A 25338-nucleotide genomic window follows, 5' to 3' on the forward strand; every position below is an offset into this window, starting at 1 on the left:
GATCGAGGCATGAATTCGGTAGCACCGCGTATACGCGCCGCGGGAGTGGTTCTGGCCGCCGGCGCGGGACGGCGGTTCGGCCGGCCCAAAGCGGACGTGCGGTTCGAAGGCGAACGTCTGGTCGATCGCGCGGTGCGATTGTTGCGCGACGGGGGATGCGAGCGGGTGGTCGTGGTCTCCGGCGCGGTCGCCTTGGAGGTGGACGGCGCCGAGGTGGTGCACAATCCCGGATGGGTCACCGGTATGGGCTCGTCACTGACCGTGGGGCTGGTCGCGGTGCGCGAGCCGGCGGCGGTGGTGGTGCCGGTGGATATGCCCTGGCTCGGCGCCGGCGCGGTGCGACGACTGCTGACCTGCGGCACGGATCTGGCGGTCGCCACCTACGACGGGCGGCCGGGACATCCGGTACTGCTGGGGTCGCGGTATTTCGCGGCCGTCTCGGCGGAGGCCGTCGGCGATATCGGCGCGCGGCGATTCCTGGCCGCCAATCCGGATCTGGTTCAGCGGGTCCCGTGCGAGGACACCGGGTCGCCCGCGGATATCGATACGCCCCGGGATCTACCGGGCTGAGCGCGCGCGAAATCCGGTCCGGCGGGCCACGGCCGCGCCGGGGCGTGGATGGGACGCTGGGTAGCCGACAGTGAGCGGGCCGAACCGCCGTGACGGGCCGCCACGATTTCCGCCCCGATGGCGATCGCCGTCTCCTCCGGGGTGCGGCCACCGAGTTCGAGGCCGATCGGTGAATGCAGGGCGGCGAGTTCGGTCTCGGTCACGCCGGCTTCGCGCAGCCGGGCCCGCCGTTCGGCATCGGCCCGGCGCGAACCCATCGCACCGATATAGCCGGCCGGCGACCGCAACGCCTCGATCAGCACCGGAATATCGAATTTCGGGTCGTGGGTGAGGACGCACAGCACGGTCCGGGAGTCCACCGCGGTACCGCGCAGGTACCGATGCGGCCAGTCGGCCACGACCTCGTGGGCGTCGGGCAGCCGGGTCCGGTCGGCGAACGCAGGCCGGGCCTCGCAGACGGTGACGTGATATCCCAGTAACCGCCCGACCCGGCACAGCGCCGCCGCGAAGACATTGGCGCCGAACACGATCATGCGGGGCGGGGCGGCGAAGGCGGCGACGAATACCTCCCGGACCTCGTCCCCGCATCCGATCACGCACAGCTCATCGGCCCCGGCGGCGAGCTGCGAACGGGCTCGCCCGATCACGGCCTCCGGCCATTCCCCGCCGGAGGTGAGGAATGCGCCGGGAGTGAGTGCGAGCATCGCCCCGGTACGCAGATCACGCACCAGCGCGGCGGGTTCCGATGTCCCGAGGGCGGCCGCGAGTACCCGGTAGTGCGGCTCGTCGATCCGCTGGACGAATATGTCCAATTCGCCGCCGCAGGTGAGACCTACCGCGAAGGCATCGGAGTCGCTGTACCCGAAGGTCTGCCGCACCGGCGCACCGGAGTCGAGCACCGCCATGCACAGGTCATACACCGCGCCCTCCACACAGCCACCCGAAAGGCTGCCACGGACCGTCCCGGAGACGTCCACGGTCATACTCGCCCCGAGCGGCAGCGGCGCACTCCCCCGGGCGCCCACCACCGTCGCCACCGCGCAGACGTTCCCTTCTGCGTGCCATCGGGCCAGGTGCGGGGCCAGGTCGCGCATGTTCCACCTCCTCGCTGCGGCGATCACCGAAAACCCGGTACAACATGCGAGAATATCACTTCCGCAAATCGACATTCTAATTCTTGAAGTCGACATATCCTGTATTGACACCACGATGACGCCGATGCTAAACAAGTGCTCAGCATCGGTGGGCAGATCAGGGCGCCCGTACCCGGTGCCCGCGTTGTCCCGCGAACGGAGGAACGGCCGGATGGGTCGAATCAGGCTGTCTCGCAGCGCCACACACCACGCCCCGACGCGACGGAGCCGATCATGAGCACCACCGAGAAGACCACCGCCGTCGGCGCACGCGTACCGCGCGTCGAAGATCTGCGCCTGGTGACCGGCGCCGGCACCTTCGTCGACGACATCACCCGGCCCGGGATGGTCCACGCCTGTTTCGTCCGCAGCCCGCTGGCGCGGGCCCGGATCACCGGTATCGATTACACCGAGGCCGCCGCCCTCGACGGCGTCGTCGCCGTATACACCGCCGCGGAGCTCAATCCGCTGGTCAGCGAGATCTCCTACGCCCTGGACACTCCCGGCTTCCCGGAGGTACCCCGGCCACCGCTGGCCGAGGACGAGGTGCGGTTCGTGGGCGACCCGGTGGCCCTGGTGGTGGCTGTCAACCGCTATATCGCCGAGGACGCCGCCGAACTGGTGCTCGTCGACTACGACCCGCTCGACCCCGTCGTCGACTACGAGACCGCGGCGGCCGCATCGGAACTCGTCCACGCCGGGCACCCGGGCAATTCCGCCGGCGGCCTGGCCGGGCGCGCGCCGGCCGATCTCGCACCGGTCCTGGACGCGGCGCCCCATGTCGTGCGCCAGACCATCCACCAGCAGGCCTACGCGCCGGTACCGCTGGAAACCCGCGGGGTGGTGGCGGAATGGACCGCCCCCACCGGCGAGATGACCATCTGGACCTCCACCCAGTCACCACACGAGGTGCGCGGATTCTGCTCCCGGTTGCTCGGTATCGACGAACACCGCGTCCGGGTGATCGTCCGCGACACCGGCGGCGGTTTCGGGCAGAAGGTGGCGCCCCAGCGTGAGGACACCTGCGTGATGCTGGCGGCGCGCACCCTGCGTCATGCCGTGAAATGGATCGAGGACCGCCAGGAGAGCCTGATGTCGGCCGGTATGGCCCGGCACGAGCACGGCGAGGTCGCCATGGCCTTCGACGACGACGGGCATATCCTCGCGGCCACCATCGAGCACGTCCAGAACGTCGGCGCCTACCCGATCCCGTCACCGCTGACCTCGTCCATCGCGGTCGGAATGCTGTTCCCCGGTCCCTATCGGATTCCCGAGGCGGGATTCAGCACCGCCTCCTTCTACTCGAACACCGTGGGCCGGGTGGCCTATCGCGGACCGTGGCAGTTCGAATCGGTATCGCGGGAACTGCTGCTCGATACCGCGGCCCGGGAGCTGGGCCTGGACCCGGTCGAGTTGCGGCGCCGGAATATGCTCGGCCACGCCGATATGCCCGTCGCGAACCCGAACGGAATGCCGTATTCGGATTGTTCGCCACGAGAGACCTTCGAACAGGCGCTGCAGATCCTCGACTACGACGCGTTCCGCGCCGAACAGCAACGGGCCCGCGCGGAGGGACGCTACCTCGGCGTCGGTACCTGCACCTATGTGGAGCCGACCACCGGCAGCACCCCGTTCCTCAGCACCGAGGGCGCAACCATCCGGATCGCCGCGACCGGCAAGGTGAGCGTGTATCTGTCCGGCGGATCGGCGGGCAACAGCCTGGAGACCACCGCGATCCAGCTGACCGCCGACGCGCTGGGTGTCGATATCGAGGATGTGCAGACCCTCCAGGGCGATACCGCGGCCGCGCCCCAGGGCGGCGGAACCAACGGCAGCCGGTCGGGTTCGATGGCCGCGGGCGCCATCCGGCAGACCGCGGCGATTCTGCGCGACCGAATCGTGGCGATCGCGGCCGAACAGCTCGGCGCCGCCGTCGAGGACGTCGATTTCGCGCACGGCCGGGCCGGAGTCGCCGGGACCGACGCCTCCCTGTCGCTCGCCGAGATCGCCCAGATCGCCTACTACCAGACCGAACTGCTGCCGCCCGGGGTACCGCCGGGCCTGGAGGCGTCCGGTCGCCACCGCGCGGACCAGATGATGATCTGGGCCAACGCCACCCATGTGTGCACCTGCGAGGTGGATATCGAAACAGGTCATGTGAAGTTGCTCCGGTTCGTGGTCAGCGAGGACGTCGGGCCGATGATCAACCCGAATGTGGTGGAAGGTCAGATCTACGGCGGCACCGTGCAGGGCATCGGCGGCGCGCTCTACGAACATCTCGCCTACGACGAGGACGGCAACCCGGTGGCCACCACCTTCCTGGACTATCTGATGCCGACCGCGACCGAGGTTCCGGAGATCGAGCTCGGCCATATCGAGACGCCGAGCACCGGCCCGGGTGGTTTCAAGGGCGTCGGCGAGGGCGGCGCGATCGGCGCGACCCCCGCGGTGCTCAACGCGGTCGCCGACGCACTCTCGCCGTTCGGCGTCCGGATCGACCGGCTCCCCCTGTCCCCCGCCCGCATCGTGGACATGATCGAGGCGGCCCGTGCGAGCGGCAACCCGGAGGTGACCGCATGAAACCCGCCGCCTTCGACTATCACGCCCCCGGCACCGCGGACGAGGCCGTGGCGCTGCTCGCCGAATTGGGCGAGGAGGCCAAGATCCTCGCCGGCGGCCAGAGTCTGGTCCCCATGCTGGCCCTGCGGCTCGCGGTCTTCGACCATCTCGTCGATCTGCGCCGGCTCGACGATCTGCGCGGTATCGAAAGCCGCGGCGATTCGGTATGGGTCGGGGCGGGCACTACGCACGCCGCGGTGGGCCGTTCACCGGAGATCCGGCGCGCGGTACCGCTGCTGCATCGGGCCACACCGCTGATCGGTCATTTCCAGATCCGCAACCGCGGCACCATCGGCGGTGCGATCGCGCATGCCGACGCCGCCGGTGAATATCCCGTCGTGGCCCTGACCCTCGACGCGCAGATGCATACCCTGTCGCCACGTGGACAGCGGACCGTCGCGGCGGCGGATTACTTCACCGGTATGTGGACCACCGCGATGGAAGCCGACGAACTGCTGACCGGTATCACCTTCCCGGTATGGCCGGGGCGCAGTGGTTTCGCCATCGAGGAATTCGCCCGCCGGGCCGGGGATTTCGCGATGGCGGGAACGTCGATCGCGGTGCGGCTGGACGCCGATTCGCGCATCGAGAAGGTCGCGGTGGGGCTGTTCGGCCTGGCCCCCACCCCGCTGCGGGCGGCGGCCATCGAATCGGAACTGATCGGCCGGCCGGTGGCGGAGATCGAGGCGGCCGAGGTCGGCCGATCCGCGACCGCGGCACTGGATTCGATCCCCGCGGATATCCACGGCTCCGCCGATTACCGGCGCCGGGTCGGGGCGGTCATGGTGGCGCGGGCCTGGACGCGCGCGGTAGAGGAGGCGAGCAATGACTGACGTCGAGATCTCGGTGGTCGTGAACGGGGTGAAACGCCGCGACCGGATACCCCCGCGGCTCACCCTCGCGGACTATCTCCGGGAGACCTGCGGGCTCACCGGAACCCACTTGGGCTGCGAACACGGTGTCTGTGGCGCCTGCTCGGTCCTGCTGGACGGCGACGCCGTGCGGGCCTGCCTGATCTTCGCGGTCCAATCCGACGGCGCCGAGGTCAGGACCGTCGAGGGCCTGGCCGATACCGACGGCACGCTCTCCCCCGTCCAGCAGGCATTCCGCGACCATCACGGTCTGCAATGCGGTTTCTGCACCCCGGGATTCGTGGTGTCGGCGACCGCGTTCCTCGAGGACAATCCCGATCCCAGCGACGACGAGATCCGGGAAGGGCTGTCCGGCAACATCTGCCGATGCACCGGCTACCAGGGCATCATCCGCGCCGTACGCGACGCCGCCACCACGATCACCGCCGAGACCTCCGCGACCCCGCAGACCTGATCCGGCACCGAAGCCTAGGACCGCGAATGAAACTAGAGAACACCTTCCAGATTCCCGTTCCCGCCGAAGAAGCCTGGCCCGTACTCCTGGACCTGGAGCGGATCGCGCCGTGCGTTCCCGGCGCCATTCTCACCTCTCGCGACGGCGACGATTTCCACGGCAAGATCAAGGTGAAGCTGGGCCCGGTCGGGCTGACCTACAACGGCATCATCAAGGTCGTCTCGCAGGACGAGGACGCCGGGGTGGCCGTGCTCGAAGGCGGCGGACGGGAAGCCCGCGGTAACGGCACCGCGAAAGCGGTGATCACCTGCCGGCTCGTCGAATCCGGTGGTATCACCGATGTTTTCGTCGATACCGACCTGGCCATCACCGGCAAACCGGCCCAGTTCGGCCGCGGCGCGCTCGCCGATGTGGCGGGTAGCCTGATCGGCACCTTCGCCGACAATCTCGCCGCCGAGATCACCTCATCGGCCGCCTCGACCGCGGCGCCGGAGACCACGGCAGCGGAGACCTCCGATTCCGCGGCACCCGGACCGGCCGCCTCGACCGTCACTCCCATCGCCCCGCGCCAGGCCGCCGAACCCATCGATCTGATGGCCGCGGCGGGGCTGTCGGCGAACAGGCAGCTGATACTGGCGCTCGGCGCGGCGGTGCTGGTGATCCTGGTACTGCTCGGCCGCCGGCGCGGCGCAGACAGCTAGGGGTCCACGCCGCGGCGGGGTCACGAGAGTTGGGTGCCGACCCCGCCCGGGCGGGGTGACGCCTCTACGCTTCCCCGCGGCGGCGCACCATCTCGGTGATCCAGATCGGCGCGAACGGGGACGTACAACCCTTGGCGGTCGGGTAGTCCTCGAGCACCTTCAGCCGCTCACCGATATCGATGGCACGGTCGCGGTAAGGCGCGTGCTCGATTCCGATCTGGGCCAGGGTTTGGTTCATCGCCCACTGCAGCCGGTCCGGGGCATCCGCCATCTCCACTTCGATGGTGTCCAGCAAACCGGCGAGGTCGAGGTCGTCCGGTTTCTTCGCCACGCGCTCGGTGGTGAGCGCCCAACCGGCACTCGCCACGACCGGATCCGGGTCGGCGAACCAGGCCCGGCGTAGCTCCTCGGCGTGCGGATTCTTCTTCACCACGTAGTTCACCAGCCAGTCGTGGACCTTGGGAGTGCGCGCGGCACGCACCATCGCGTCGAGCTCCGCACGGTCGAACGCCTTCGGGCGGCAGATCAGCAACGCCAGCAGTTTCGCAGAGGTGTCGCCGGTGTCCCAGAGCCCGCGCGCGAGGTCCTGCTGCGTTTTCAGCCGTTTGGCGAGGGCGCGCAGCGCGCCGAGATTCACGCCGTGATCGTCACCGTGTTTCTCGTTCACCGCGCGGATCTTCGCGTCCTCGAGTGCGGCCAGCTCGGCCATGACCTCGGACACTTCCGTCTCGGCCACTTCGGCCTCCTGCCCTGGGATGTGGATCCACCCTACGATGCCGGCCGGTGCGGTGACCGGCCCGGCTCGCGCCCCGTACACAGCACACACACCCTGATGTGTACGTTTGTCCATGTACAAACGTACACATCTGGAGGGAACGGCATGTCACTGGTACTGCTCGGTGTCGCGATCATCGCGGAGATCATCGGCACGAGTCTGCTGAAGGCCACCGAGGGCTTCACCAAACTCTGGCCCACGGTGGCCTCGCTGTCCGCCTACGCCGTGGCGTTCGTGGCGCTCGCCCAGGCGATCGCGCGCGGTATGAACGTCGGCTTCGCCTACGCGCTGTGGTCCGGCCTGGGTACCACCCTGATCGTGCTCATCGGGGCGCTGTTCCTCGGTGAATCGCTCGGCGCCACCAAGATTCTGGGCGTGGCACTGGTCGTCGCCGGCGTGGTCACCCTCAACCTGGCGGGCGCGCATTGACACCCCGGGATCCGCACCGGCGCCAGCGAATCCTCGACGCCGCCCGCGATCTCATACCCCGGCAGGGTCTGGCCGGGCTCACCCACCGCTCGGTCGCGGCGGCCGCCGGTGTACCGGTCGGGTCGACGACCTACTATTTCGCCGACCTCACCGAACTCGTCGAGGCCGCATTGGCCGATACCGCGGCCGCCACCCGCGCCGCCCTCACCGAATGGGCCGCGGAACTGGAGCGCGGTGACGATCTGCCCGCCACCCTGGCCGCGCTCACCGCCGGCTGTTTCGCCGAACCCGAGCAGACCCTCACCGTCAACGAGCTCTACCTCGCCGCCACCCGCCATCCCGAACTCCGGCCGCTGGCACGGGTCTGGTTCGACGGTCTGGTGGCCGTCCTCACTCCGCATATCGGGCCCGGCGCCGCCCGGGCGGTGGCGATATTCCTCGACGGCGCGTTGCTGCACGCCCTGTCGAGTGATTCCACGCTCGACGCCGCCGAGCTGACCGCCCCGATCGCCGCCCTGGCCCGGCTGTGATCCGGGCATCCTCACCCGGTGGCCACCGGAACGCGCGCGCCCCGCGGCCCGAGGACCGTATCGGGACGCAGATCCAGTCGCCGCAGCAACTGGGCATTGAGCGCCACCACCACCGTGGAGGCGGACATCAACAGGGCACCGACCTCCATCGGCAGCGTGATATGCCAGGGTGCAAGCACACCCGCGGCCAGCGGCACCGCGATGATGTTGTAGCCCGCCGCCCAGACCAGATTCTGGACCATCTTGCGATACGTCGCCCGCGACAGCTCCATCACCGACAGCACGGACCGTGGGTCGTCACCGGCCAGGACCACGCCCGCGGACGCGATCGCCACATCGGTGCCGGCGCCGATCGCAATGCCCACATCGGCGCGGGCCAGCGCGGGCGCGTCGTTCACACCGTCGCCGACCATGGCCACGGTGCGGCCGCCGGCCTGTAATTCCGCCACCTTCGCGCCCTTGTCCTCGGGGAGAACCCCGGCGAACACCTCGTCGATCCCGAGCCGGGAAGCGACCGACCGCGCCACCGGCTCCGCGTCGCCGGTGATCATCGCGACGTGCACACCGCGCGCGTGCAGAGCGGCGACCGCTTCGGCCGATTCCGGTCTGATCTCGTCGGCCGCGGCCAGCGCCCCGATGACCACGCCGTCCCGGACGATATGGAGCACGGTCGACCCCTCGGCCGCCCAGCGCGCGCTCTCGGGCAGCGGGGCGAGCCCGTACTCGGCGAGCATGCCGGGACCGCCCACGCCGACCGTCGCCGAATCCACGGTGGCGGTGACGCCGATTCCGTTGCGAGCCGTGAAGTCACCGGCGACGGGGACCTCGAGTCCGCGGCGGGCCGCCGCCTCGACGACGGCCCGGCCGAGTGGATGTTCGCTGTCGCCTTCTACCGCGGCGGCCAGGGCCACCACCTCGTCCTCGCCGGACGCCGCGGTACCCGCCACCGCGACCACCGCCGGTTCACCCTTGGTGAGAGTGCCGGTTTTGTCGAACAGGATCGCGTCGACCGTACGCATCGACTCCAGCGCCCGGCGGTCGGTGATCAGCACCCCGGCCCGCGCCGCCCGTTCGGTCGCCAGCGAGACGACGAGCGGGATCGCCAGACCCAGGGCATGCGGGCACGCGATCACGAGCACGGTGATGGTGCGGGTCACCGCCGACTCCGGCTGCCCCAGCAGCAGCCACGCCGCCGCGGTCAGCACCGCCACGCCGGAGGCGAACCAGAACAGCAGCCCGGCCGCCCGGTCGGCGAGGACCTGGGCCCGGGAGGAAGAGTTCTGCGCCTCCGCCACCAGCCGCTGGATACCGGCCAGCGCGGTATCGGCGCCGACGGCCGTGATCCGCACCCGCAACGCCGAATCGGTGCTGACGGTCCCCGCGACCACCCGGTCGCCCGGCGACCGGCGGACCGCCCGCGATTCCCCGGTGATCATCGATTCGTCTACGTCCGCGGTACCGGATTCGACCGTCCCGTCGGCGGGCGCCCGCCCACCGGGGCGCACGATCACCAGATCACCCGCCACCAGGTCGGCCGCGGCGACGGTCACCGGCTGCCCGCCGGCTATCCGTTCGGCCTCATCCGGTAACAACGCCGCCAGCGATTCGAGCGCATTCGAGGCCTGACCCAGCGAACGCATCTCGAGCCAGTGCCCGAGCAGCATGATCACGATGAGCAGGGCCAGTTCCCACCAGAAATCGAGGTTGTGGGCGAGTATCCCGAGCACGGCGCCCCAGGAGGAGACGAAGGCCACCGTGATCGCCAGGGCGATGAGCAACATCATGCCGGGCCGGCGGGCACGGATTTCGGCGACCGCGCCGGTCAGGAACGGGCGCCCGCCCCAGCCGTACATCACGGTCCCGAGGACCGGCGATACCCAGGCCAGCGCATCGGGCACCGTATAGCCGACCAGGTCGGCGAACATCATATCGGCGGCCACCACCGGAACCGCGAGGACCAGCATCACCCAGAACAGCCGCCGGAAGACGGTCGCATGGTCGCCGTGACCGGAATGCCCCGCGTGTGGATCGGGGTGGTCTCCGGATGCCGCCTCCGTAGCGGAATGGTGCCCGTGCTCCGGGGCCGCGCCGGGGCCGTGTGCATGTTCGGTGGACATACCCCGAATGTATACCCCTTAGGGGTATATGACCACCCGTTCGGAACCCGGGCTGCACACGACGTCGCAACCCGGGTTCCGCGGGAATCAGCCCTGCAGCATCGCTTGCATCTGCTGGATCTCGGCCTGCTGGGTATCGATGATCTCCTGCGCCATCGCCCGGGCCGCGCCGAATTCACCCTCGGCCAGTTCGGTACGCGCCATCTGCACCGCGCCCTCATGATGGGCGATCATCATCTCCAGCCACATCCGGTCGAACTCGGCGCCGGTGGCGGATTCGAGCCGCGCCATCTGATCCTCGGTCATCATGCCGGGCATCTCACCGTGGTCCATACCCATATGGCCGGCCGGAGCGGGCACCGCGACACCCCAGGCCTCCAGCCATCCCGTCATCGCGGTGATCTCCGGATCCTGCGCCTGTTGCACTCCGGCGGCCAGCTCGATCAGAGCCGGGTCGGCCGAGCGGCCGGGCACGAGTGCCGCCATCGCCACAGCCTGCCGGTGGTGCGGAATCATCTCCTGCGCGAACCGGATATCGGCCTGGTTGTGCGCACCGGTGGCCGCATCCGCCGACTCGGGCCCCGGCCCGGCCGAGATACTCGGGGCCGCGGTCGACGGATGGTCACCGTGGTCGGCGTCATCGTCGCCGCAACCGGCCAGCACAGCAGCCGAGGCGAGGAGAGCGAGGACGGCAGCGGTCGGCTTCGTTCTGATCATGTGTACTCCTGGGATTCGAATTGTCCGCGGATATCGAGGCAGCACCGCGACCCGGAGCGAACCGGACCCGGCGGCCGTCGATCACAACCGCAGGACACCCAGGGTGGCCAGGCGCACAGAAGTGGCGGGTGGCGGCGGGCGCGCGAATGTCGCGGGGTGGCGGGAACCTCCGCGCACCCGGGCTGTTCCCTCGAGCCACCCGGCAACCTGGTAGAGCACCAGCGCCAACGCCGCCAGCGCGGTCAAGATCGCCAGGCACAGATGCAGCAGGTCGTGGCCGGCGCCGTGACCGGCCGGATCGGTGTCGTGAGGAGGGTGTGGTGGCACGGCATGCCGGGCCTCCGCCGACGTCGGGTGCGAAATCGCGGCACAGCACTGCTCGTCCGCCGCGTCCACGGCCGGGATCGCGGCGACAGCCTCCATCGTGTGGTGGCCGGACGGCTCGGCGGGCTCTGTGTGATCGGGCCCACCGGCCAGATGATGCATGCCCAGCACGGCCATCACCAGGATGGCCGGTAGCAGCGAGCGCAACCACGCTCCCGTAGCACCGGACCGCACACCGGCGAATCTAGCATCACCGCCGGCAGCAGCCGACCGGCCGGCCGGGGCGGTGCCGCCCGCACCATACGCGGAGATCACCGTGGTTCCCGGCCACCCGGTGGATTTCAACCCCCCATGATCGCGTTCATGATCGTGCCCGCACTGGTCGCCACCGCCCCGCCCACCATCGCGCCGGCGATCTGCTTCGGCGCCGTGAGAGTTCCGCCGTTCCACTTCTCCCAGGCGAACTTACCGCCGCCGAAGACGATCGAGGTGACTCCGGACAGCAGCACGAACCAGGTGAGATAACTGGTCATCTGGGTGATCTTGTCCGACAGCGGCGGTGCTTCCGGGCTGGGATTACCGACCTGGGCGTGCACGGTGTAGTCGTGCAGCACAGGTAGGCCGTCGTGCAGTGCGGTGAGGAGGATCATGCTCATTGTGGTCGTGCCCCTCTCGGATGCCGGTATACGCGGTGGCGGCTGGTGCCATTTCCGTAAAGCCGAACCCGACCGGTTATTGAAGCGCAATCGCGGGCGCAATGGGGCGAGACTCGCCGAAAAGTTCTGTTCAGCGCCGAAAATCGCGGCGTGTCGCAGGCGCGACACGCGCCTGTTCGGAATTTCTGGCATCCGTCTGGCATCCTGCCATCGGTCCGGACCGCTACGCGCCGCGGCGGATCGGCAGATCACCTCCCCGTCACAACACACCGTCGGCTCCGTCACGTCCGCCGCGCGCCGCCGGCGCCGGGCCCGCGCCGCGTTAGCGTCGTGGTGCTCGACTGTTTCTCCACCAGCGAAAACCGATCACTCTTCTGGGAGGTTTTGCGTGGGATCACGAACAGCACGACGCATCTCGGTCGCGGCCGCCACTCTGGCCGGTCTCGCGACGCCGGCCATCCTGCTGGCACCGGCGACGGCGATCGCCCAGCCGGAACTGCCGATGCCCTGGCTCGTCCTGCATTTCGGTCCGAGCCCCGACAGCCCGCAACCCGGCGAATCGTCCGGCACCGACCCACAGGGGTCTGCGCCCGGGGGAACCGGCACCGGCGCGGACAGCCCCGGGCAGCAGGACGACGCCACAGCGCCCGGCACCACCGGCGGCGACCAGCAAGAACCGGGTACCACTTCGGAGGGCGGTCAGGCACCGGACTCCACCGGCGACAGCAATGAGGATCCCGGGTCCACCGGCGACAGCAGCCAGGAACCGGGCACCACCGGTGGCACCGCGACCGGCCCCGAGGAGGGCGGAACCGGTGATCCGAGCACCGACAACTCCTCCAGCGGCCGGAATACCGGCGTCGACGTCTTCTAGCCCCGCCGACCCCGCTGCTCCCGGTCGCCGTCGGTGACCTCGCCACCGGCCGGGAACAGCGGGCGCGACCACCGGCCGTCGCGCGTCGCGCAGCCTCACCTGCGCCGGGTGTGGATTCTCGAAGTCCACTGCATCGATGCCCTGATGGTTCGGTATTGAGTGCGCGGGAGTTCGAACATCAGCGTGCCGCGTACTGGTGTGACGTTGCGGCTGCTGCGCGCCACCGATGTCCTTGTCCTTGTCCTTGTCATCGATGAGCTGAACAACGTGCTCGGCGGCCGGGGCGGGGCCAGCGGGAATTCTTGAACCTGCTGCGGTTCCTGGGCAACGAGTTGCGCATTCCGCTGGTCGGGGCCGGTCCCCGGGATGCGTATCTGGCGGTCCGCTCGGATCCGCGATCGGAGAATCGGTTCGCGCCGTTCACCTGCCTCGCTGGGAGCCCGGCGTGGACGTCTGTGCGCTGTTGGCCGGCTTCGCCGCGTCGTTCCCGCTGGGGGCTGCTGCACAATCAGGTACCAGTGTGACCTGCCGTCGCTGGCGACCCCGGAAAACTACACCCACCGGGCGTTGACGACCGGGACGGTGCAGCTACCCGGCCGCCCCGTCCGCGCGCGGGGGTGTACCCCACCTGGACATACGTCGACCATTCCCGAACTTGCGTGCGTATAGCATCACAACAGCAAACTCTGAACCTGCCGCCGACCGGTTCAGGCCCGAGCTCAGGTGTCCGACCTGCACGCGGGACTTCATAACCCCGCTATGGAGGTGATCGTGTCGAACGTGGCGCCGACCGTGGTCGCGATCTACGACATAGGTTTTCCGGAAGCGCGAAAAGTGGCCGAGTTCCGATTGGCCGCCGACGGGGCGGTTGCACTCACAGTCACCGATCCTGATGGCTGCCTCGTGGCCGAGCAATGGCACGAGCGAGGCATCAAGGTCTATAACCCCCTCGGCCGGGTCCGGCCGGCACAGGGCGCGCAGTTTCTTCGCGCCCTGCTGGACCTGCCTGCCATGAGCTACTACCGCGTCGTGGACGAAAGCCCACACCAACCACCCGGCCTGCCACAACAACCACGACCATGAGAGACAGCGTCACCCCAGTTCTCATCAACATCGTGCGCCGGTTGACCAGAACGCTGGACCTGGGCACCCGCTCGGTCTCGAACACCTATCACCGCACCAGCAGCACCGCGACCGACGGTGCGCAGGTGCTGGACAATGCCAACGCGCGCGGTGCGCAACATCTGCTCGAAGAAACCCGTACAGTCCGCCAATCACATCCGATGCAGGTGCCGACGCCAACACGAAACCCGAACTACCGCCCCAGCAACACCGAGGCGGCAATGGCAGCGCGACGGTTGACCACCGATGTCGGATTCACCGGAGATATGCGCGCGGCCGTCGCACGCAGTTCCACGGAAGTGCGCAAAATGCGGTCCACCGACGGCGAGCTCAACATCTACAAACCCATCCACGGAGAGAAATACGACGCCGGCCTCCCCTTCACCCACGCACCCGGTTCCCTGACCAGCCGGGAGATCGCCGCGTACCGGGTCGACGAGATCCTAGGATTCGGCCGTATCCCCCCAACCGCACGAACCGACGGAGTCATAGGCCCCAACGGGCGCCCCACCGGCCCCGGCATGATTCAGCAATTCGTCGACTCCACACCATCCGGACCAGTGACCGCCTACCCCAAGATCCAGCAACAACAAGTCGCCGTCCTCGACTACATCATCGGCTCGATGGACCGTCACCCCGGCAACTACCGCACCGTCGACCGCGGTGACCACCTCGACCTCGTCGCCATCGACCACGGCCGATCCTTCCCCATGGCCCTCAAGCCCCTCGAGATCGAGATCGACTCCGACTTCGTCACCGCCCACAAAGGCCGACAACTCGATCCAGAAGTCCTGGACGCCCTACGCAACGCCGACACCGACCGCTTACGTGCAGCACTCGAAGACGCGGGAAATATACATCCCAACGCCATCGACGGCGCATTGGCCCGACTCGAGAAAGTACGAGAGCTGGGCCACATACCCGCCGACGTCAAAGTTCTACCTCCCTGACCTCAACCGCCGATAAATACACGGGCCGCGCCGCAGGAAGTTCAACAGCGCAGCCGATTCCGCAGTTCAGAGCGCGGATGCCGTCAGGGAGAACCCGTCACCTGCTACTGACATTGTGTGTCGCCTGGTACTGACACGGCTGTCGTATCAGCAGGTCGGACCGCTGACATTTTCGTGTCGCCTCTCACGCACGCGATTTCGGACGTCGGTGCACACCACTTCGAACATCGACACCGGGTCACGGCGTGGGGTCGATCGACACCCCGGGCACACCCAGCAGGTTCATCAACTCGCCGAAGGTCCGGGCGGCGGCGGCCTCCCGCTCGGGTACCACGCGGCCGTAATTCTTCTCGGCCAGCACTATGAGGGACAGCACCGTCAGCGAATCCACCTCGAGGTCGTCGAGTGTGGCCCGGGCCGGGATCTCATCCAGTTCCAGCCCGGTGTGGGTACGCAAGAACTCCGCGATGTATTCGCGAATCGGGATATCCGACATGGCAACCGGCCTTTCCCCGCCGAACCGGAGCAGCGCGCGGCACCGGATGACGACGGAACGCCGTGCACTATGCCCCGCCGACCCGGCACCGGAATGATCTACACATGAACGGAATTCGTCCACCGGAGGTCGCCCGGGCCAACCTGCGAGATCGACTCCCGGACCGGGCGCGAACTCACCAGGTCAGCACCGGCTTGATCACGGTGCCCGTACGCTGGGCCGCCAGCGCGGCGGCGATATCGGTATGCGGGAAGCGGGCCACCAGCCGGTCCACCGGAAGCAGACCCCGGCTGTGCAGGTCCAGCAGCCGCGGGATGAAGGTCGCGGGCTCCGCGTCGCCCTCCAGGCATCCGCGGACCGTTTTGCCCTGCAACACCATATCCCGCACATCGATCGGCGGGATTCCGGCGCCGAGCCCCACCGCGACCACCGTCCCACCGATATCCAGCGCCGTGAAGGCATCGCCCAGCACCGCGGGCAAACCGGTCGTGTCCACCGCGTGGGCCGCGCCCCCGCCCGTGAGATCGCGGATCGTGGCCACGGTATCCTCCGCGCCCGGATCCACCACCGCGTCGGCGCCCAGTTCCCGCGCGAGATCTCGGCGGGCAGCCGTGGTCTCCACCACTACCGTCCGCACGCCGGGAACCGTCCGGGCGGCCAGCAGTGCCGCGGAACCCACCGCACCCGCACCGTAGATCGCCAGCCAGGAACCGGCGCTCGGGCGCAGCGCGTTGAGTACCGCGCCGGCGCCGGTCTGGAATCCACAGCCGAAGGCGGCCGCAACCGCCGGATCCACCGCCGGATCGACCACCACCGTGTTGTCCTCGGTCGCCAGCGCGTAGCCGGCGAAACTGGACTGGCCGAAGAATCCGTCCCGTACCGGGGCGCCACCGGCCGTGATCCGCACGGATTTGTCCGCCCGCCGGCCGAAGTGGTTGAGCGCGGTCGAGTTCCGGCAGTACGCCGGACGTCCGGCCGCGCAGTTGGGGCAGGCGCCGCAGCGCCGGAAGGTCAGGACCACATGGTCCCCGGGCGCCACCGAGGTCACCGCGCCGCCGACGGCGTCCACCACTCCCGCTCCCTCGTGACCGAGCAGGATCGGGCGATCCGCCTTGCCGATCACCCGGTTGACCAGATCGGTGTGGCAGATGCCGGCGGCGACGATCCGGACCAGGATCTCGTCGTCGCGCGGCGCGTCGAGTTCGATCGGTTCGACCGAGAACGGCGCCGCCGGGTCACGGGACAGTACCGCGGTGGTGTGCGTCATCGGACCCGTTCCAGCATGAAGTAGAAGTACTGCCCGCCGGCCAGCACCAGTTCCGGCCGCCCGTTCATGATGCCCATGAGCGTGCTGTCGTCGAGCCATTTGAAATGGTCGAATACGGCGCGGCCGTCGTAGACCATCGTGGCGGTCACCTCGCCGCGGAATTCGATATTCCACAGCGTGGCCTCGCCCTGGCCGAGTTCCACATCGGAGAACAGGGTGCCGTCCTCGGCCCGGCAGATCAGCGGTTTGGCGTCGTCGAGCGCGTGGAAGGTCTTGCCGTACCAGCGACTCTTGGACAGGGCGCGACACAGCGGATGCCCGGTCTGGAAGGCATCGCCGCGCCATTCGCCGAGGATGTCCTCGGCGCGGGCCGGCCGCAGCCGGGCCCAGAGACCGTCCAATTCGTCGACCGAGACGCCCTCGGTCCGCGCCCGCAACTGCTGCCACCGGGGTGTGTCCGCGCTCATGTTCATCCCATCGACGGATTCGGCGAACCATCTGGTTCGGCAATGACCATAGTTCCGAACCAGATGGTTCGGCAAGATAGGATCGCGGAATGCGTGCGGCAGGCCAGGCGACCCGGGAGCGGATTCTCGCGGCGGCCAAGGCCGAATTCGCCGAGTACGGAACGGCGGGCGCGCGGATCAACCGCATCGCCGCGGCCGCGCACGCCAGCAAGGACCGCCTCTACGCCTATTTCCCGGGGAAATCCGAGCTGTACGCCGCGGTCACCGAGCAGTGGACCGCCCAGACGACCGCGGAGACCGCACTACGGGCCGACGATCTACCCGGTTATGTCGGGCGGCTCTTCGATCACTTCCTCGACCACCCGGAGAACGCCCGCCTCCAGGCCTGGGCAGATCTGGAGCCGGCGGACGAGCGGATCGAGGGGGTACTGCGCCGCACCGTCGATCCCAAACTCGCCGAGATCCGCCGGGGCCAGCGCGACGGCATCGTCACCGCCGATATCGCGGCACCGACACTGTTGCGCATGCTCACCGAACTGGCCCGGACCACCGCCGTGCACGCCGCGCAGGGTCCGGACCGGCGCATCCCCGGCCAACGCGCCGCGGTCGTGCTCGCCGCGCGCCGGCTGGCGGCACCGGCCGCGACGGCGGCACCGGACCCGCATGCGTGAGGCGCCGACGCGTCAGGCCGTCGGGGATGGGCCCGCATCAGTGGGCGCGTCGCCGTAGACGACCAGCCAGATCGACCGGCCCAGCGCGGCCGCCAGCTCGTCGTCGCCGATTCCCGTCCGCACCGCGAACGCCGTGGTGATGGAGCGCTCGACCATCGCGGCGAGCACCAGCGCCGTGGCCGCCGGATCCAGATCCGCGGCGATCCGGCCCGCCGCGCGGTCGGCCTCGAGCCGGATCCGCACCAGATCCACGAAGGAAGCGACGCGACCCCGCCAGTAGGCGCCGACATCCCGGTCGTAGGCGGCGACTTCACTCAGCGCCAGCAGCAGGTAACGGTGCCTGCGGAAACCGTCGATCATCGCGCTCATCGCGCGGCGCACCCCTGCCTCACGGTCGGTGTGCTCGGCGCCCCACCAGCGTTCCGCGGCGGCGAAGAGATCCGCGGTTGCGAGCTCGGCCATCCGGATCAGCAGTTGACTCTTGTCCGGGAAGTACCGATAGAAGGTCGAGCGGGCCGCCTGGGCGGCGGAAGCGATTCGCTGCACCGCGATCTCGGTATACGGGGTGCCGTCGGCCAGGAGATCCTCCACCGCACGCAGCACCCGGCGTTCGAACTCGGCTCGCCGGTCCTCATCCGGTTTCCTGGCGGGCTTCGGGGCGCGCGTCAGCGAGGCCATCGGCCACTCACCGGATCGTTCGGCCGCGACGGCAGGTATCGGCTCGCTGGGTCCATGCCGCCATTGTGCCCGCACGTGGATCCCGGACGCCCGCCACGGGCGCGTTCCGGCCCCGGAATGCCGGCAAACCGGAAGTCGCCGTGGCGGGTGCCGGGAGGACCGGAAAACTGTGCGGGACAGTGCGGCTCGGATGGTTGACAATCCGGCCGCCACCGCCCACCATCAATCGGACATAGTGTCCGATACTTGATGACCGAGGCGGTTCGAATGCCTGACTCCCCCCGCACGGTCGAACAGGCGGACGCCGTCGTGGTCGGCGCCCGGTGCGCCGGATCGGCCGCGGCCGCGACACTCGCCCGCGCGGGGCACCGGGTCGTCGCGCTGGATTCCGCGCGGTTTCCCTCCGACACCCTGTCCACCCATCTGCTGTGGCCCGCCGGCGTCGCCGAACTGTCCCGGCTGGGCGCCCTCGATGCCGTCACGGAGTTGGGCGCGCCCCCACTCACCCACGCGCTGGCGGCCGGTGCCGGGCTGACGATAACCACACCGTTTCCCGAGGTGGACGGTATCGACTACACCCTGTGCGTGCGCCGCACCGGACTCGACCACGCCTTGGTGCGCACCGCACGCGGGGCCGGCGCCGAAGTCCGCGAGCAATGCCGGGTGACCGAGCTCGTCTGGGACGGTGACCGGTGCACCGGCGTCCGCTACCGCGACGCCGAGGGCGGAACGGCCGAGATCCGGGCCGCCCTGGTGGTCGGCGCGGACGGCCGACGCAGCACAGTGGCGCAACTGGCCGGCGCCGATACCCCCTACGAATCCGAACCCAGCGGTCGCGACTGCTATTTCGCGTACTGGCGGGACGACTCCCCGGACCGGCGCTCGACCGCCGCCCAGTGGCGCCAGGGACCGGATCTGGGTACCGCGTTCCCCTGCGACGACGGCCTACTGCTGTGCCTGGTCCAGCCGCCCGCCTTGTCCGGCGCCCTGCGGCCCGGGGAGGCCGAGCGCCGGTACGCCGCGGCCATCGACCGCATCCCGGCGCTACGGGCGCGACTGCGTGGTTGCGAACAGGCCACCCGGGTGCGATCGGCCACCGGAATCGTCTCCTATTTCCGCCGCTCGAGCGGGCCCGGCTGGGCGCTACCCGGAGATGCCGGTCATTTCAAGGACCCGGTGACCGCGCAGGGCATCCGCGACGCCCTGCACTACGGCCGGCGCCTCGCCGAATCCGTCTCCCCCGTGCTGCACGATCCGGCAGCGCTGGACCGCGCCCTCACGGCCTGGGACAGACAGCGGGTCCTGGAATGCCGGGAGATCTATCACTGGACCAACCGGCTCGCCCGGGGCACCGCGATGAGTCCGCTCGAGGTGGAGCTGTATCGCGCCGCGACCGCCGACCCCGATCTCGCCGCGATCACCACCGGGATCTTCTCCCGTACCCGCCGCCCCGCCGAGCTCTACAGCCCGGCCCGGATGGCCCGGCTCACAGCGGGCGCACTGTGGCACCACCGCGGTGACCCACGGCCGGTACTGCGCGATATCGCGCACGAGATCGCCACCACCGCCGGTGAACTCCACACCTCCTGCACCGCCCTGCGCGGAACCCCATTCGCTGTTCCACCGTCCACCACCGCTTGACCAGGAGATCACCATGTCGGATCAGCTGCCGAAGAAGTCAGCCTCGATCGACCGCCGTACCGCGCTGCGCGGCGCCCTCACCGGCGCCGCGATCCTGGCGGCGGGCGCCGGCGTGGGCGGGCCCGCCGCCGCGGACCCACCGCGGCACCGCACACCGGGCCTACGCACCGGAGGTAAGGATGTGGCGATCTTCGGCGGCGGGATGGCCGGATTGTCCGCGGCACACGAACTGTCCGAACGCGGTTTCCGCGTCACCGTCTACGAACCGGCCCATCTCGGCGGCAAGGCGCGCAGTATGGGTGTGCCCGGAACCGGCTCCGGAGGCCGGGCGGACCTGCCCGGCGAACACGGGTTCCGCTTCTTCCCCGGCTGCTACCAGAACGTGCCCGACACCATGCGCCGGATCCCGTTCCCGGGCAATCCCCACGGGGTGCTCGACAATCTGATCCGGGTGGAGGGGACGGTAGCGGGCTTCCGGGACCGGCCGCCCATCTTCGCCCCGGTGGAACTCGGCGCCATCGATCAGCTCACCCCGGAACTCCTGGGGAACAGCATCATCGGAGCATTCGGCTTCGTCCCCGAACTGCCGCCGCACGAACTCGCGTTCTTCGCCAAGCAGATGGTCATGTGGTTCACCTCCAGCACCGAGCGCCGCTTCGGCCAGTGGGAGTACCTGACCTGGGAACAGATCATGCGGGCCGACGGCAAATCGCCGGCCTACCGCGCCTACCTCGTCAACGCGCTCACCCGGATCACGGTCGCCGCCAAACCGCACCTCAGTTCGGCACGCACCATCGGCACCATCGGTGAGGCGCTCGTCCTCGCCGGATCCGGTGTCGTGCCCGAGTTCTCCGGGGGTGTGGACCGGATCCTCAACCGGCCCACCAATGCCGCGTGGATCGACCCGTGGGTGGCCTATCTGCGCTCGCGCGGCGTGCAATTCGTGACGGGATCAGGCGCGAGCCGGCTGTCCTACTCCGGCGGCCGGATCGATTCCGTCACCGTCTCCGATGGTCAGGGCGGCACGAACACCGTGGTCGCCGACTACTACGTCTGCGCTATGCCGGTCGAGAAAACGGTGCCGCTGCTCGATGATCGGATCCTGGCCGCCGATCCACGTCTCGCCGGAATGCGCGAACTGATCACCGACTGGATGGTCGGAATCCAGTACTATCTGCGCCGGCCCACCGATATCCCGGAGGGTCATATCGCGGCGCTCGGCTCCCCCTGGGCGCTCACCGCGCTGCGGCAGGCGCCGATGTGGGTCGGGGATTTCCCGGCCCAGTACGGCGACGGTTCGGTCCAGGAGTGTTTCTCGGTCGATATCTCCGACTGGGACACCCCCGGGATCGTTCATCAGCGACCGGCCAAACAGTGCAGCGCACAGGAGATCGCCGCGGAGGTGTGGGCGCAGCTCAAACTCTGGCTGAACACCAACACCGGCTGGCTGCGCGACGAGGACATCCATTCGTGGCATCTCGATCCGGGCGTCACCTGGTCGGGCGGCACCACCCACAATGCCACCCCGTTGCTGGTCAATACCGTCGGGTCCTACGACAATCGGCCCGAGGCCCGCTGCGCGATCCCGAATCTTTTCTTCGGCGGTGACCACGTCCGCAGTCATATCGATCTGGCCACGATGGAGAGCGCCAATGAATCCGGGCGGTCGGCGGCCAACGCCATCATCGACGCCGCCGACGATCCGGCGCCGTACGCGCCGGTGTTCCCGCTGGTGGCGCTGCCCGCTTTCGACGCCGCCAAGAAGCTCGACGCGGACCGCTACCGGGCCGGGCTCCCCCATATCCTGGATGTCTAGCGGTATGCGGGCGCGGCGGGCGACGCGCCCGCGGTGCGCGCAGCTGCCGCGGCCGAAGGTCGGCGCATAAGTGGCAATCCGCCGAAAGCATTGTCCGCCCGATTATGTTCCATGAGAATGGGTTCCGGGCCGAAATCCGGCTCTCTGGGGAACCCGCCGGCGCCGCGCGCCGGCAGATCGAGTGGGGAACATCATGAGAATCGAGCACATCGCGGCCACCGCGCTGATCTCCATCGGCGCACTCGGCGTGGCCACGGGTACCGCGGCGGCCGATGCGCAGACCGCGGCGGATATCGCCGTCCGCGGCACCGAGCAGGGGGTCGGCTACGTCGTCGCACCGGCGGAGACCGGTACCGCGATCGCCACCACCCTCGACGCCGGTAGCTTCCGGCTCACCGCCGACGGTGCGGCGGTCACCCTGGCCGACGCGTCCGGTCGCACCCTGACCACACTGCCGCTGGGGCTCGCCGCCGCGGGCCGGACCGCGCCACTGGCCGCCGATATCTCCGCCGACGGCCGCACCCTGACCCTGACGCCCGGCGCGTCGACGCCGGCGAGTCATCATGTCGCCGAACTGGTCGCCGACCCCGGCACCGAGGCGCGCAAGATGCACAACGCCGGCATCGGTGCCCTGATCGGCGGCGGGATCGGCGCGGTGCTGGGGTTCTTCCTGGGTGGCGTGGGTGCGCTGATCACCATTCCGATCGGTGCGGGTGTGGGTGCACTGATCGGTTATTCCACTCCGTAACAACCGAACCCGCCGTGGCCGGTCGGCATCAACCGCGGCGGGCCACCGCGTGGACCAACCGTCGCTCCGATCCGCTTGCGGCAGAGCGGATCCACGCTCCGGAGAACCGCTCCGCGACTACCGTCGCGGAGCGGTTTTCTGTCGGACCCCCGCCGTAGAATCATGCAGGTAGGACACAGTCGGAGAGTAGGTCGCGGCCGGGGCGGACCGGTCGCGGCACAGGCTCTCCGGCGTTTCGGAACCGGGGGTTCTGTTATGAGTGAATTCGGAAACGAACGACTGCTGCCGCCGCGCCGGCACGGAACATCCTGGCGCGAATCGGAATATCGTGCCGTCGCATCGGAACTGCGCTCCGGCGCCCGGCCGGACGATATCGCCGCGGAACTCGGCCGGACACCGTCGGCGCTGCAGGCGGCACTCCGCAACTTCATCCCGCCGGAGGAGAAGGTCCGGGCCGGCGATCGGGCGGGCTGGATCCGGGACCGGATGGCGGCCGATCCGGAATGGGACTGGTGGGCGGTCGTGCTGGACCGGCATCTGCACGGCCCGTCCATTCTCTGGCTCACCGAGCACGAACATATCGCGCGCGACGCCTGGCGCGAACGGACGCCGATGCCCGTTCTCGCGCAGCGGCTGGGCACCGCGGAAATCGAGGTCGCGGGATTCCTGCGCGCGCTCGGCCTGGCGGAGAGTCTGGCCGATGTCGCCGACCGGTTGGGCGCGACACCGGGTCAGGCCCTGGCCAAGCGGGTCAACGCGGCCCGCGACCAGGATGCCTCCGCACACTGGGTGCTCGTGGTCGACGGTGCCGCCGGTACGGTGCGCCCGCGCCGTGCTCCCGTCCCCCGCCATGTCTCGGTGCACGAGAGCCGGGCCGCGGCCGAGGCGGGCCGCGATCGGGTTCTGCGCTGGCATCACCGCACCTCCGGGGACAGCGCGAACCCGGTCTGGTGGACCATCGCCCAGCGTGGGGTCGGCGATACCGCGGGCCGCACCTACTGCGGCGTCGACGGGCCGTCGCCGCTCATCGAGAGCGGGGTGCGCGCCGACGAACTCGCCGTCGGTGACCGGATCCGGATCGCCGGATCCGACGGCACACCGCTGGAGGCGCTGGTCGAATCGGTCGACTGCCGCGGTGAGGTCGTGCTGGCCGATCTCGGCCCGGTCGGGGATTCGCGAGTCCACCAGGTGATCGAATTCGAGGCCGCGGAGCGGGTGGAAGTGCTGCGCGGGCCCCGGTAGCGGACCGGGCCGCCGGGCCGTTACCGGCCGATATCGGTACGGCCCGGCATGAGCGCGCTCGCACCCACCATCACCACGGTCATCGCGGCCACGGCCACGAAGACCAGATGCACGCCTTCGGCGAGCGTCTCCGGTGACGGGGTGCCGGTGGCGCCGATCCTGGAGTTCACCAGCGCGCCGAATACGGCGACCCCCACGGCGCTGCCGATGGACCGGGCGAACATATTGGCCGAGGTCACCACTCCGCGTTCGCTCCAGGTCGCCTCGGTCTGCGCCGCGATCAGGGTCGGGCTCGCCACCAGGCCCATTCCCAGACCCACCGCGAAACAGGTCGCCGCGATCTGCGCGATCGTCGATTGTGGCCCGATGAACAGCGCGGCCACCGTACCGAGTACCGCGATAGAACTACCGAGGACCGCGGTGCGGCGGAAACCGATGCGCAGGTACACCCGCCCGGACTGCGAGGCCGAGATGGGCCAGCCGAGGGTCAGGGCGCCCACGGTGAGTCCGCCGACCAGGGCACTCGCGCCCAGGACGCCCTGGGTGAAGGTCGGAACGTAGGAGGTCAGACCGAGCAGCAGCGCTCCGACGAGCAGCGATATCGCCGAACTGGCGACCACCACGCGCCGGGTGAACAGCCACGGCGGCAGAATCGGATCGGCGGCCCGCCGTTCCACGACGGCGAACAGCAGCAGGACCGCGCCGCCGCCGGCGAAGATGGCGATACCGGCGGGCGAACTCCAGGCCCAGGCCTGCCCGCCCTCCAGCAGGCCGAGGATCAGCGCTCCCGCACCGAGCGTCAGCAGGATCGCGCCGAGCACATCGATACGCTGCCGGTGCCGGGGCGCGGTCTCGGTGAAGTGCCGCCACACCATCCAACCGGCCCAGGCCGCCAGCGGCAGATTGATCAGGAAGATCCAGCGCCAGCCCAGATAGTCGGCGAACACGCCGCCCAGCAGCGGCCCGGCGACCGACGAAACCGCCCAGACACCGGCGAGGTAGCCCTGCACCTTGGCGCGTTCGGTGAGGGTGTAGAGATCACCGGCGATGGTCATGGTCATCGGCTGGATGGCGCCCGCGCCGATGCCCTGGATCGCCCGGAACACGATGAGCCCCAGCATGCTGCCCGCGAGCCCGCACAGCAGCGATCCGACGGCGAATACCGCGATACCGAAGAGGATGACGGGTTTCCGGCCGACCATATCGGCGACCTTTCCGTAGATCGGTACGGTCACCGCCTGGGCGAGCAGATAGATGGAGAACAGCCACGGGAACTGGGCGAATCCGCCGAGGCTTTCGGTGATGGACAGGACCGCGGTGGCGATGATCGTCGAGTCCAGCGCCACCAGCGCGGTGGCCAGCATGAGCGAACCGAGGACGGCGCCTCGTTCGGAACGGAGCCCGACGGCGGCCTTCGTTGTCTCCGCCACCACCGGTATACCCCTTTCCTCGAACCAGACAGGCCAACA

General features: G+C 69.3%; 26 protein-coding genes and 1 pseudogene. 16 read left to right on the plus strand and 11 right to left on the minus strand.

Translation table 11 applies throughout. The features are described from left to right. Positions 1-9 precede the first annotated feature (9 nt). On the plus strand, positions 10-570 hold the full coding sequence (locus AB0F41_RS04715) for a nucleotidyltransferase family protein (RefSeq protein ID WP_357421335.1): 561 nt from the start codon (positions 10-12) through the stop codon (positions 568-570). Here the strand turns inward: AB0F41_RS04715 and AB0F41_RS04720 are convergent. Further along, positions 501-1664 carry an XdhC/CoxI family protein gene (locus tag AB0F41_RS04720; protein WP_357421336.1) on the minus strand — a complete coding sequence of 388 codons (1164 nt, stop codon included), beginning with the start codon at positions 1662-1664 and terminating at the stop codon, positions 501-503. The two genes, AB0F41_RS04715 and AB0F41_RS04720, sit on opposite strands and share 70 nt — an antisense overlap. A 273-nt stretch (positions 1665-1937) precedes the next feature. On the opposite strand from AB0F41_RS04720, the gene AB0F41_RS04725 reads away from it, so the two are divergent. Genes AB0F41_RS04725 through AB0F41_RS04740 form a run of 4 tightly spaced genes read left to right on the plus strand, consistent with a single transcriptional unit; the run spans position 1938 to position 6349 of the window. After that, the gene (locus AB0F41_RS04725; protein WP_357421337.1) at positions 1938-4283 is read left to right on the plus strand and encodes a xanthine dehydrogenase family protein molybdopterin-binding subunit; all 2346 of its coding nucleotides are present in this window, start codon (positions 1938-1940) and stop codon (positions 4281-4283) included. Continuing rightward, positions 4280-5155, plus strand: coding sequence for a xanthine dehydrogenase family protein subunit M (locus AB0F41_RS04730; protein WP_357421338.1), 876 nt, complete (start codon positions 4280-4282; stop codon positions 5153-5155). Before AB0F41_RS04725 ends, AB0F41_RS04730 begins: the two co-directional genes overlap by 4 nt. Beyond that, positions 5148-5648, plus strand: coding sequence for a (2Fe-2S)-binding protein (locus AB0F41_RS04735; protein ID WP_357421339.1), 501 nt, complete (start codon positions 5148-5150; stop codon positions 5646-5648). The genes AB0F41_RS04730 and AB0F41_RS04735 overlap by 8 nt, the downstream gene beginning before the upstream one ends. Before the next feature lie 26 nt (positions 5649-5674). Next, positions 5675-6349 carry an SRPBCC family protein gene (locus AB0F41_RS04740; RefSeq protein WP_357421340.1) on the plus strand — a complete coding sequence of 225 codons (675 nt, stop codon included), beginning with the start codon at positions 5675-5677 and terminating at the stop codon, positions 6347-6349. 64 nt (positions 6350-6413) lie between these two features. Here the strand turns inward: AB0F41_RS04740 and AB0F41_RS04745 are convergent, their stop codons facing one another. After that, the gene (locus tag AB0F41_RS04745; RefSeq protein ID WP_357421341.1) at positions 6414-7085 is read right to left on the minus strand and encodes a DNA alkylation repair protein; all 672 of its coding nucleotides are present in this window, start codon (positions 7083-7085) and stop codon (positions 6414-6416) included. Between the two features lie 144 nt (positions 7086-7229). On the opposite strand from AB0F41_RS04745, the gene AB0F41_RS04750 reads away from it, so the two are divergent. Continuing rightward, the gene (locus AB0F41_RS04750; RefSeq protein ID WP_357421342.1) at positions 7230-7553 is read left to right on the plus strand and encodes an SMR family transporter; all 324 of its coding nucleotides are present in this window, start codon (positions 7230-7232) and stop codon (positions 7551-7553) included. Continuing rightward, complete coding sequence (locus AB0F41_RS04755; protein WP_357421343.1) at positions 7550-8083, plus strand: TetR family transcriptional regulator; 534 nt, start codon at positions 7550-7552, stop codon at positions 8081-8083. The genes AB0F41_RS04750 and AB0F41_RS04755 overlap by 4 nt, the downstream gene beginning before the upstream one ends. 11 nt (positions 8084-8094) lie before the next feature. On the opposite strand, the gene AB0F41_RS04760 is transcribed toward AB0F41_RS04755, so the two are convergent. The 4 genes from AB0F41_RS04760 to AB0F41_RS04775 form a co-directional block, all read right to left on the minus strand. Then, a complete protein-coding gene (locus AB0F41_RS04760) occupies positions 8095-10047 on the minus strand; it encodes a copper-translocating P-type ATPase (protein ID WP_357421439.1) in 1953 nt (650 codons plus the stop codon). Between the two features lie 240 nt (positions 10048-10287). Then, positions 10288-10917, minus strand: a complete 630-nt coding sequence (locus AB0F41_RS04765) for a DUF305 domain-containing protein (RefSeq protein WP_357421344.1) — start codon at positions 10915-10917, stop codon at positions 10288-10290. Between the two features lie 81 nt (positions 10918-10998). Continuing rightward, positions 10999-11475 carry a hypothetical protein gene (locus AB0F41_RS04770; protein WP_357421345.1) on the minus strand — a complete coding sequence of 159 codons (477 nt, stop codon included), beginning with the start codon at positions 11473-11475 and terminating at the stop codon, positions 10999-11001. Between the two features lie 107 nt (positions 11476-11582). Continuing rightward, complete coding sequence (locus AB0F41_RS04775; RefSeq protein ID WP_357421346.1) at positions 11583-11897, minus strand: hypothetical protein; 315 nt, start codon at positions 11895-11897, stop codon at positions 11583-11585. A 388-nt stretch (positions 11898-12285) separates the two neighbouring features. Here AB0F41_RS04775 and AB0F41_RS04780 point away from each other — a divergent pair, with 388 nt between their 5' ends. The 4 genes and pseudogenes from AB0F41_RS04780 to AB0F41_RS04795 all read left to right on the plus strand — a co-directional run bounded on the left by AB0F41_RS04780 (position 12286) and on the right by AB0F41_RS04795 (position 14843). Continuing rightward, on the plus strand, positions 12286-12771 hold the full coding sequence (locus AB0F41_RS04780) for a hypothetical protein (protein ID WP_357421347.1): 486 nt from the start codon (positions 12286-12288) through the stop codon (positions 12769-12771). Between the two features lie 198 nt (positions 12772-12969). Continuing rightward, a pseudogene (locus tag AB0F41_RS04785) lies at positions 12970-13264 on the plus strand (TniB family NTP-binding protein); the annotation flags it as partial. Between the two features lie 266 nt (positions 13265-13530). Then, a complete protein-coding gene (locus AB0F41_RS04790) occupies positions 13531-13854 on the plus strand; it encodes a hypothetical protein (RefSeq protein ID WP_357421348.1) in 324 nt (107 codons plus the stop codon). After that, positions 13851-14843 (plus strand): hypothetical protein, encoded by a 993-nt coding sequence (locus AB0F41_RS04795; RefSeq protein WP_357421349.1) that lies wholly within the window; start codon positions 13851-13853, stop codon positions 14841-14843. The genes AB0F41_RS04790 and AB0F41_RS04795 overlap by 4 nt, the downstream gene beginning before the upstream one ends. Positions 14844-15081: 238 nt before the next feature. Here the strand turns inward: AB0F41_RS04795 and AB0F41_RS04800 are convergent, their stop codons facing one another. From AB0F41_RS04800 to AB0F41_RS04810, 3 genes are all read right to left on the minus strand, one after another. Further along, positions 15082-15339: an acyl carrier protein gene (locus AB0F41_RS04800; protein WP_357421350.1), complete on the minus strand. Its 258-nt coding sequence runs from the start codon at positions 15337-15339 to the stop codon at positions 15082-15084. A 175-nt stretch (positions 15340-15514) separates the two neighbouring features. Continuing rightward, on the minus strand, positions 15515-16606 hold the full coding sequence (locus tag AB0F41_RS04805) for an NAD(P)-dependent alcohol dehydrogenase (protein WP_357421351.1): 1092 nt from the start codon (positions 16604-16606) through the stop codon (positions 15515-15517). Next, positions 16603-17073: a DUF4334 domain-containing protein gene (locus AB0F41_RS04810; RefSeq protein ID WP_357421352.1), complete on the minus strand. Its 471-nt coding sequence runs from the start codon at positions 17071-17073 to the stop codon at positions 16603-16605. Before AB0F41_RS04810 ends, AB0F41_RS04805 begins: the two co-directional genes overlap by 4 nt. A gap of 89 nt (positions 17074-17162) precedes the next feature. Between AB0F41_RS04810 and AB0F41_RS04815 the strand changes: the two genes are divergently transcribed. Then, on the plus strand, positions 17163-17744 hold the full coding sequence (locus AB0F41_RS04815; protein WP_357421353.1) for a TetR family transcriptional regulator: 582 nt from the start codon (positions 17163-17165) through the stop codon (positions 17742-17744). A gap of 12 nt (positions 17745-17756) precedes the next feature. Here AB0F41_RS04815 and AB0F41_RS04820 read toward each other — a convergent pair whose 3' ends face one another. Then, positions 17757-18422, minus strand: coding sequence for a TetR/AcrR family transcriptional regulator (locus tag AB0F41_RS04820; protein ID WP_357421354.1), 666 nt, complete (start codon positions 18420-18422; stop codon positions 17757-17759). A gap of 267 nt (positions 18423-18689) precedes the next feature. On the opposite strand from AB0F41_RS04820, the gene AB0F41_RS04825 reads away from it, so the two are divergent. The 4 genes from AB0F41_RS04825 (at position 18690) to AB0F41_RS04840 (ending at position 23869) form a co-directional block, all read left to right on the plus strand. Next, on the plus strand, positions 18690-20063 hold the full coding sequence (locus tag AB0F41_RS04825) for an FAD-dependent monooxygenase (protein ID WP_357421355.1): 1374 nt from the start codon (positions 18690-18692) through the stop codon (positions 20061-20063). Between the two features lie 13 nt (positions 20064-20076). Beyond that, the gene (locus AB0F41_RS04830; protein ID WP_357421356.1) at positions 20077-21879 is read left to right on the plus strand and encodes an FAD-dependent oxidoreductase; all 1803 of its coding nucleotides are present in this window, start codon (positions 20077-20079) and stop codon (positions 21877-21879) included. Positions 21880-22072: 193 nt separating this feature from the next. Continuing rightward, the gene (locus tag AB0F41_RS04835; RefSeq protein ID WP_357421357.1) at positions 22073-22627 is read left to right on the plus strand and encodes a hypothetical protein; all 555 of its coding nucleotides are present in this window, start codon (positions 22073-22075) and stop codon (positions 22625-22627) included. 255 nt (positions 22628-22882) lie between these two features. After that, positions 22883-23869, plus strand: coding sequence for a hypothetical protein (locus AB0F41_RS04840; RefSeq protein ID WP_357421358.1), 987 nt, complete (start codon positions 22883-22885; stop codon positions 23867-23869). A gap of 20 nt (positions 23870-23889) precedes the next feature. On the opposite strand, the gene AB0F41_RS04845 is transcribed toward AB0F41_RS04840, so the two are convergent. Beyond that, complete coding sequence (locus AB0F41_RS04845; RefSeq protein WP_357421359.1) at positions 23890-25302, minus strand: MFS transporter; 1413 nt, start codon at positions 25300-25302, stop codon at positions 23890-23892. Positions 25303-25338 lie beyond the last annotated feature (36 nt).

Origin of the sequence: Nocardia sp. NPDC024068, from assembly GCF_040638875.1 — a bacterium.
Lineage (GTDB): Bacteria > Actinomycetota > Actinomycetes > Mycobacteriales > Mycobacteriaceae > Nocardia.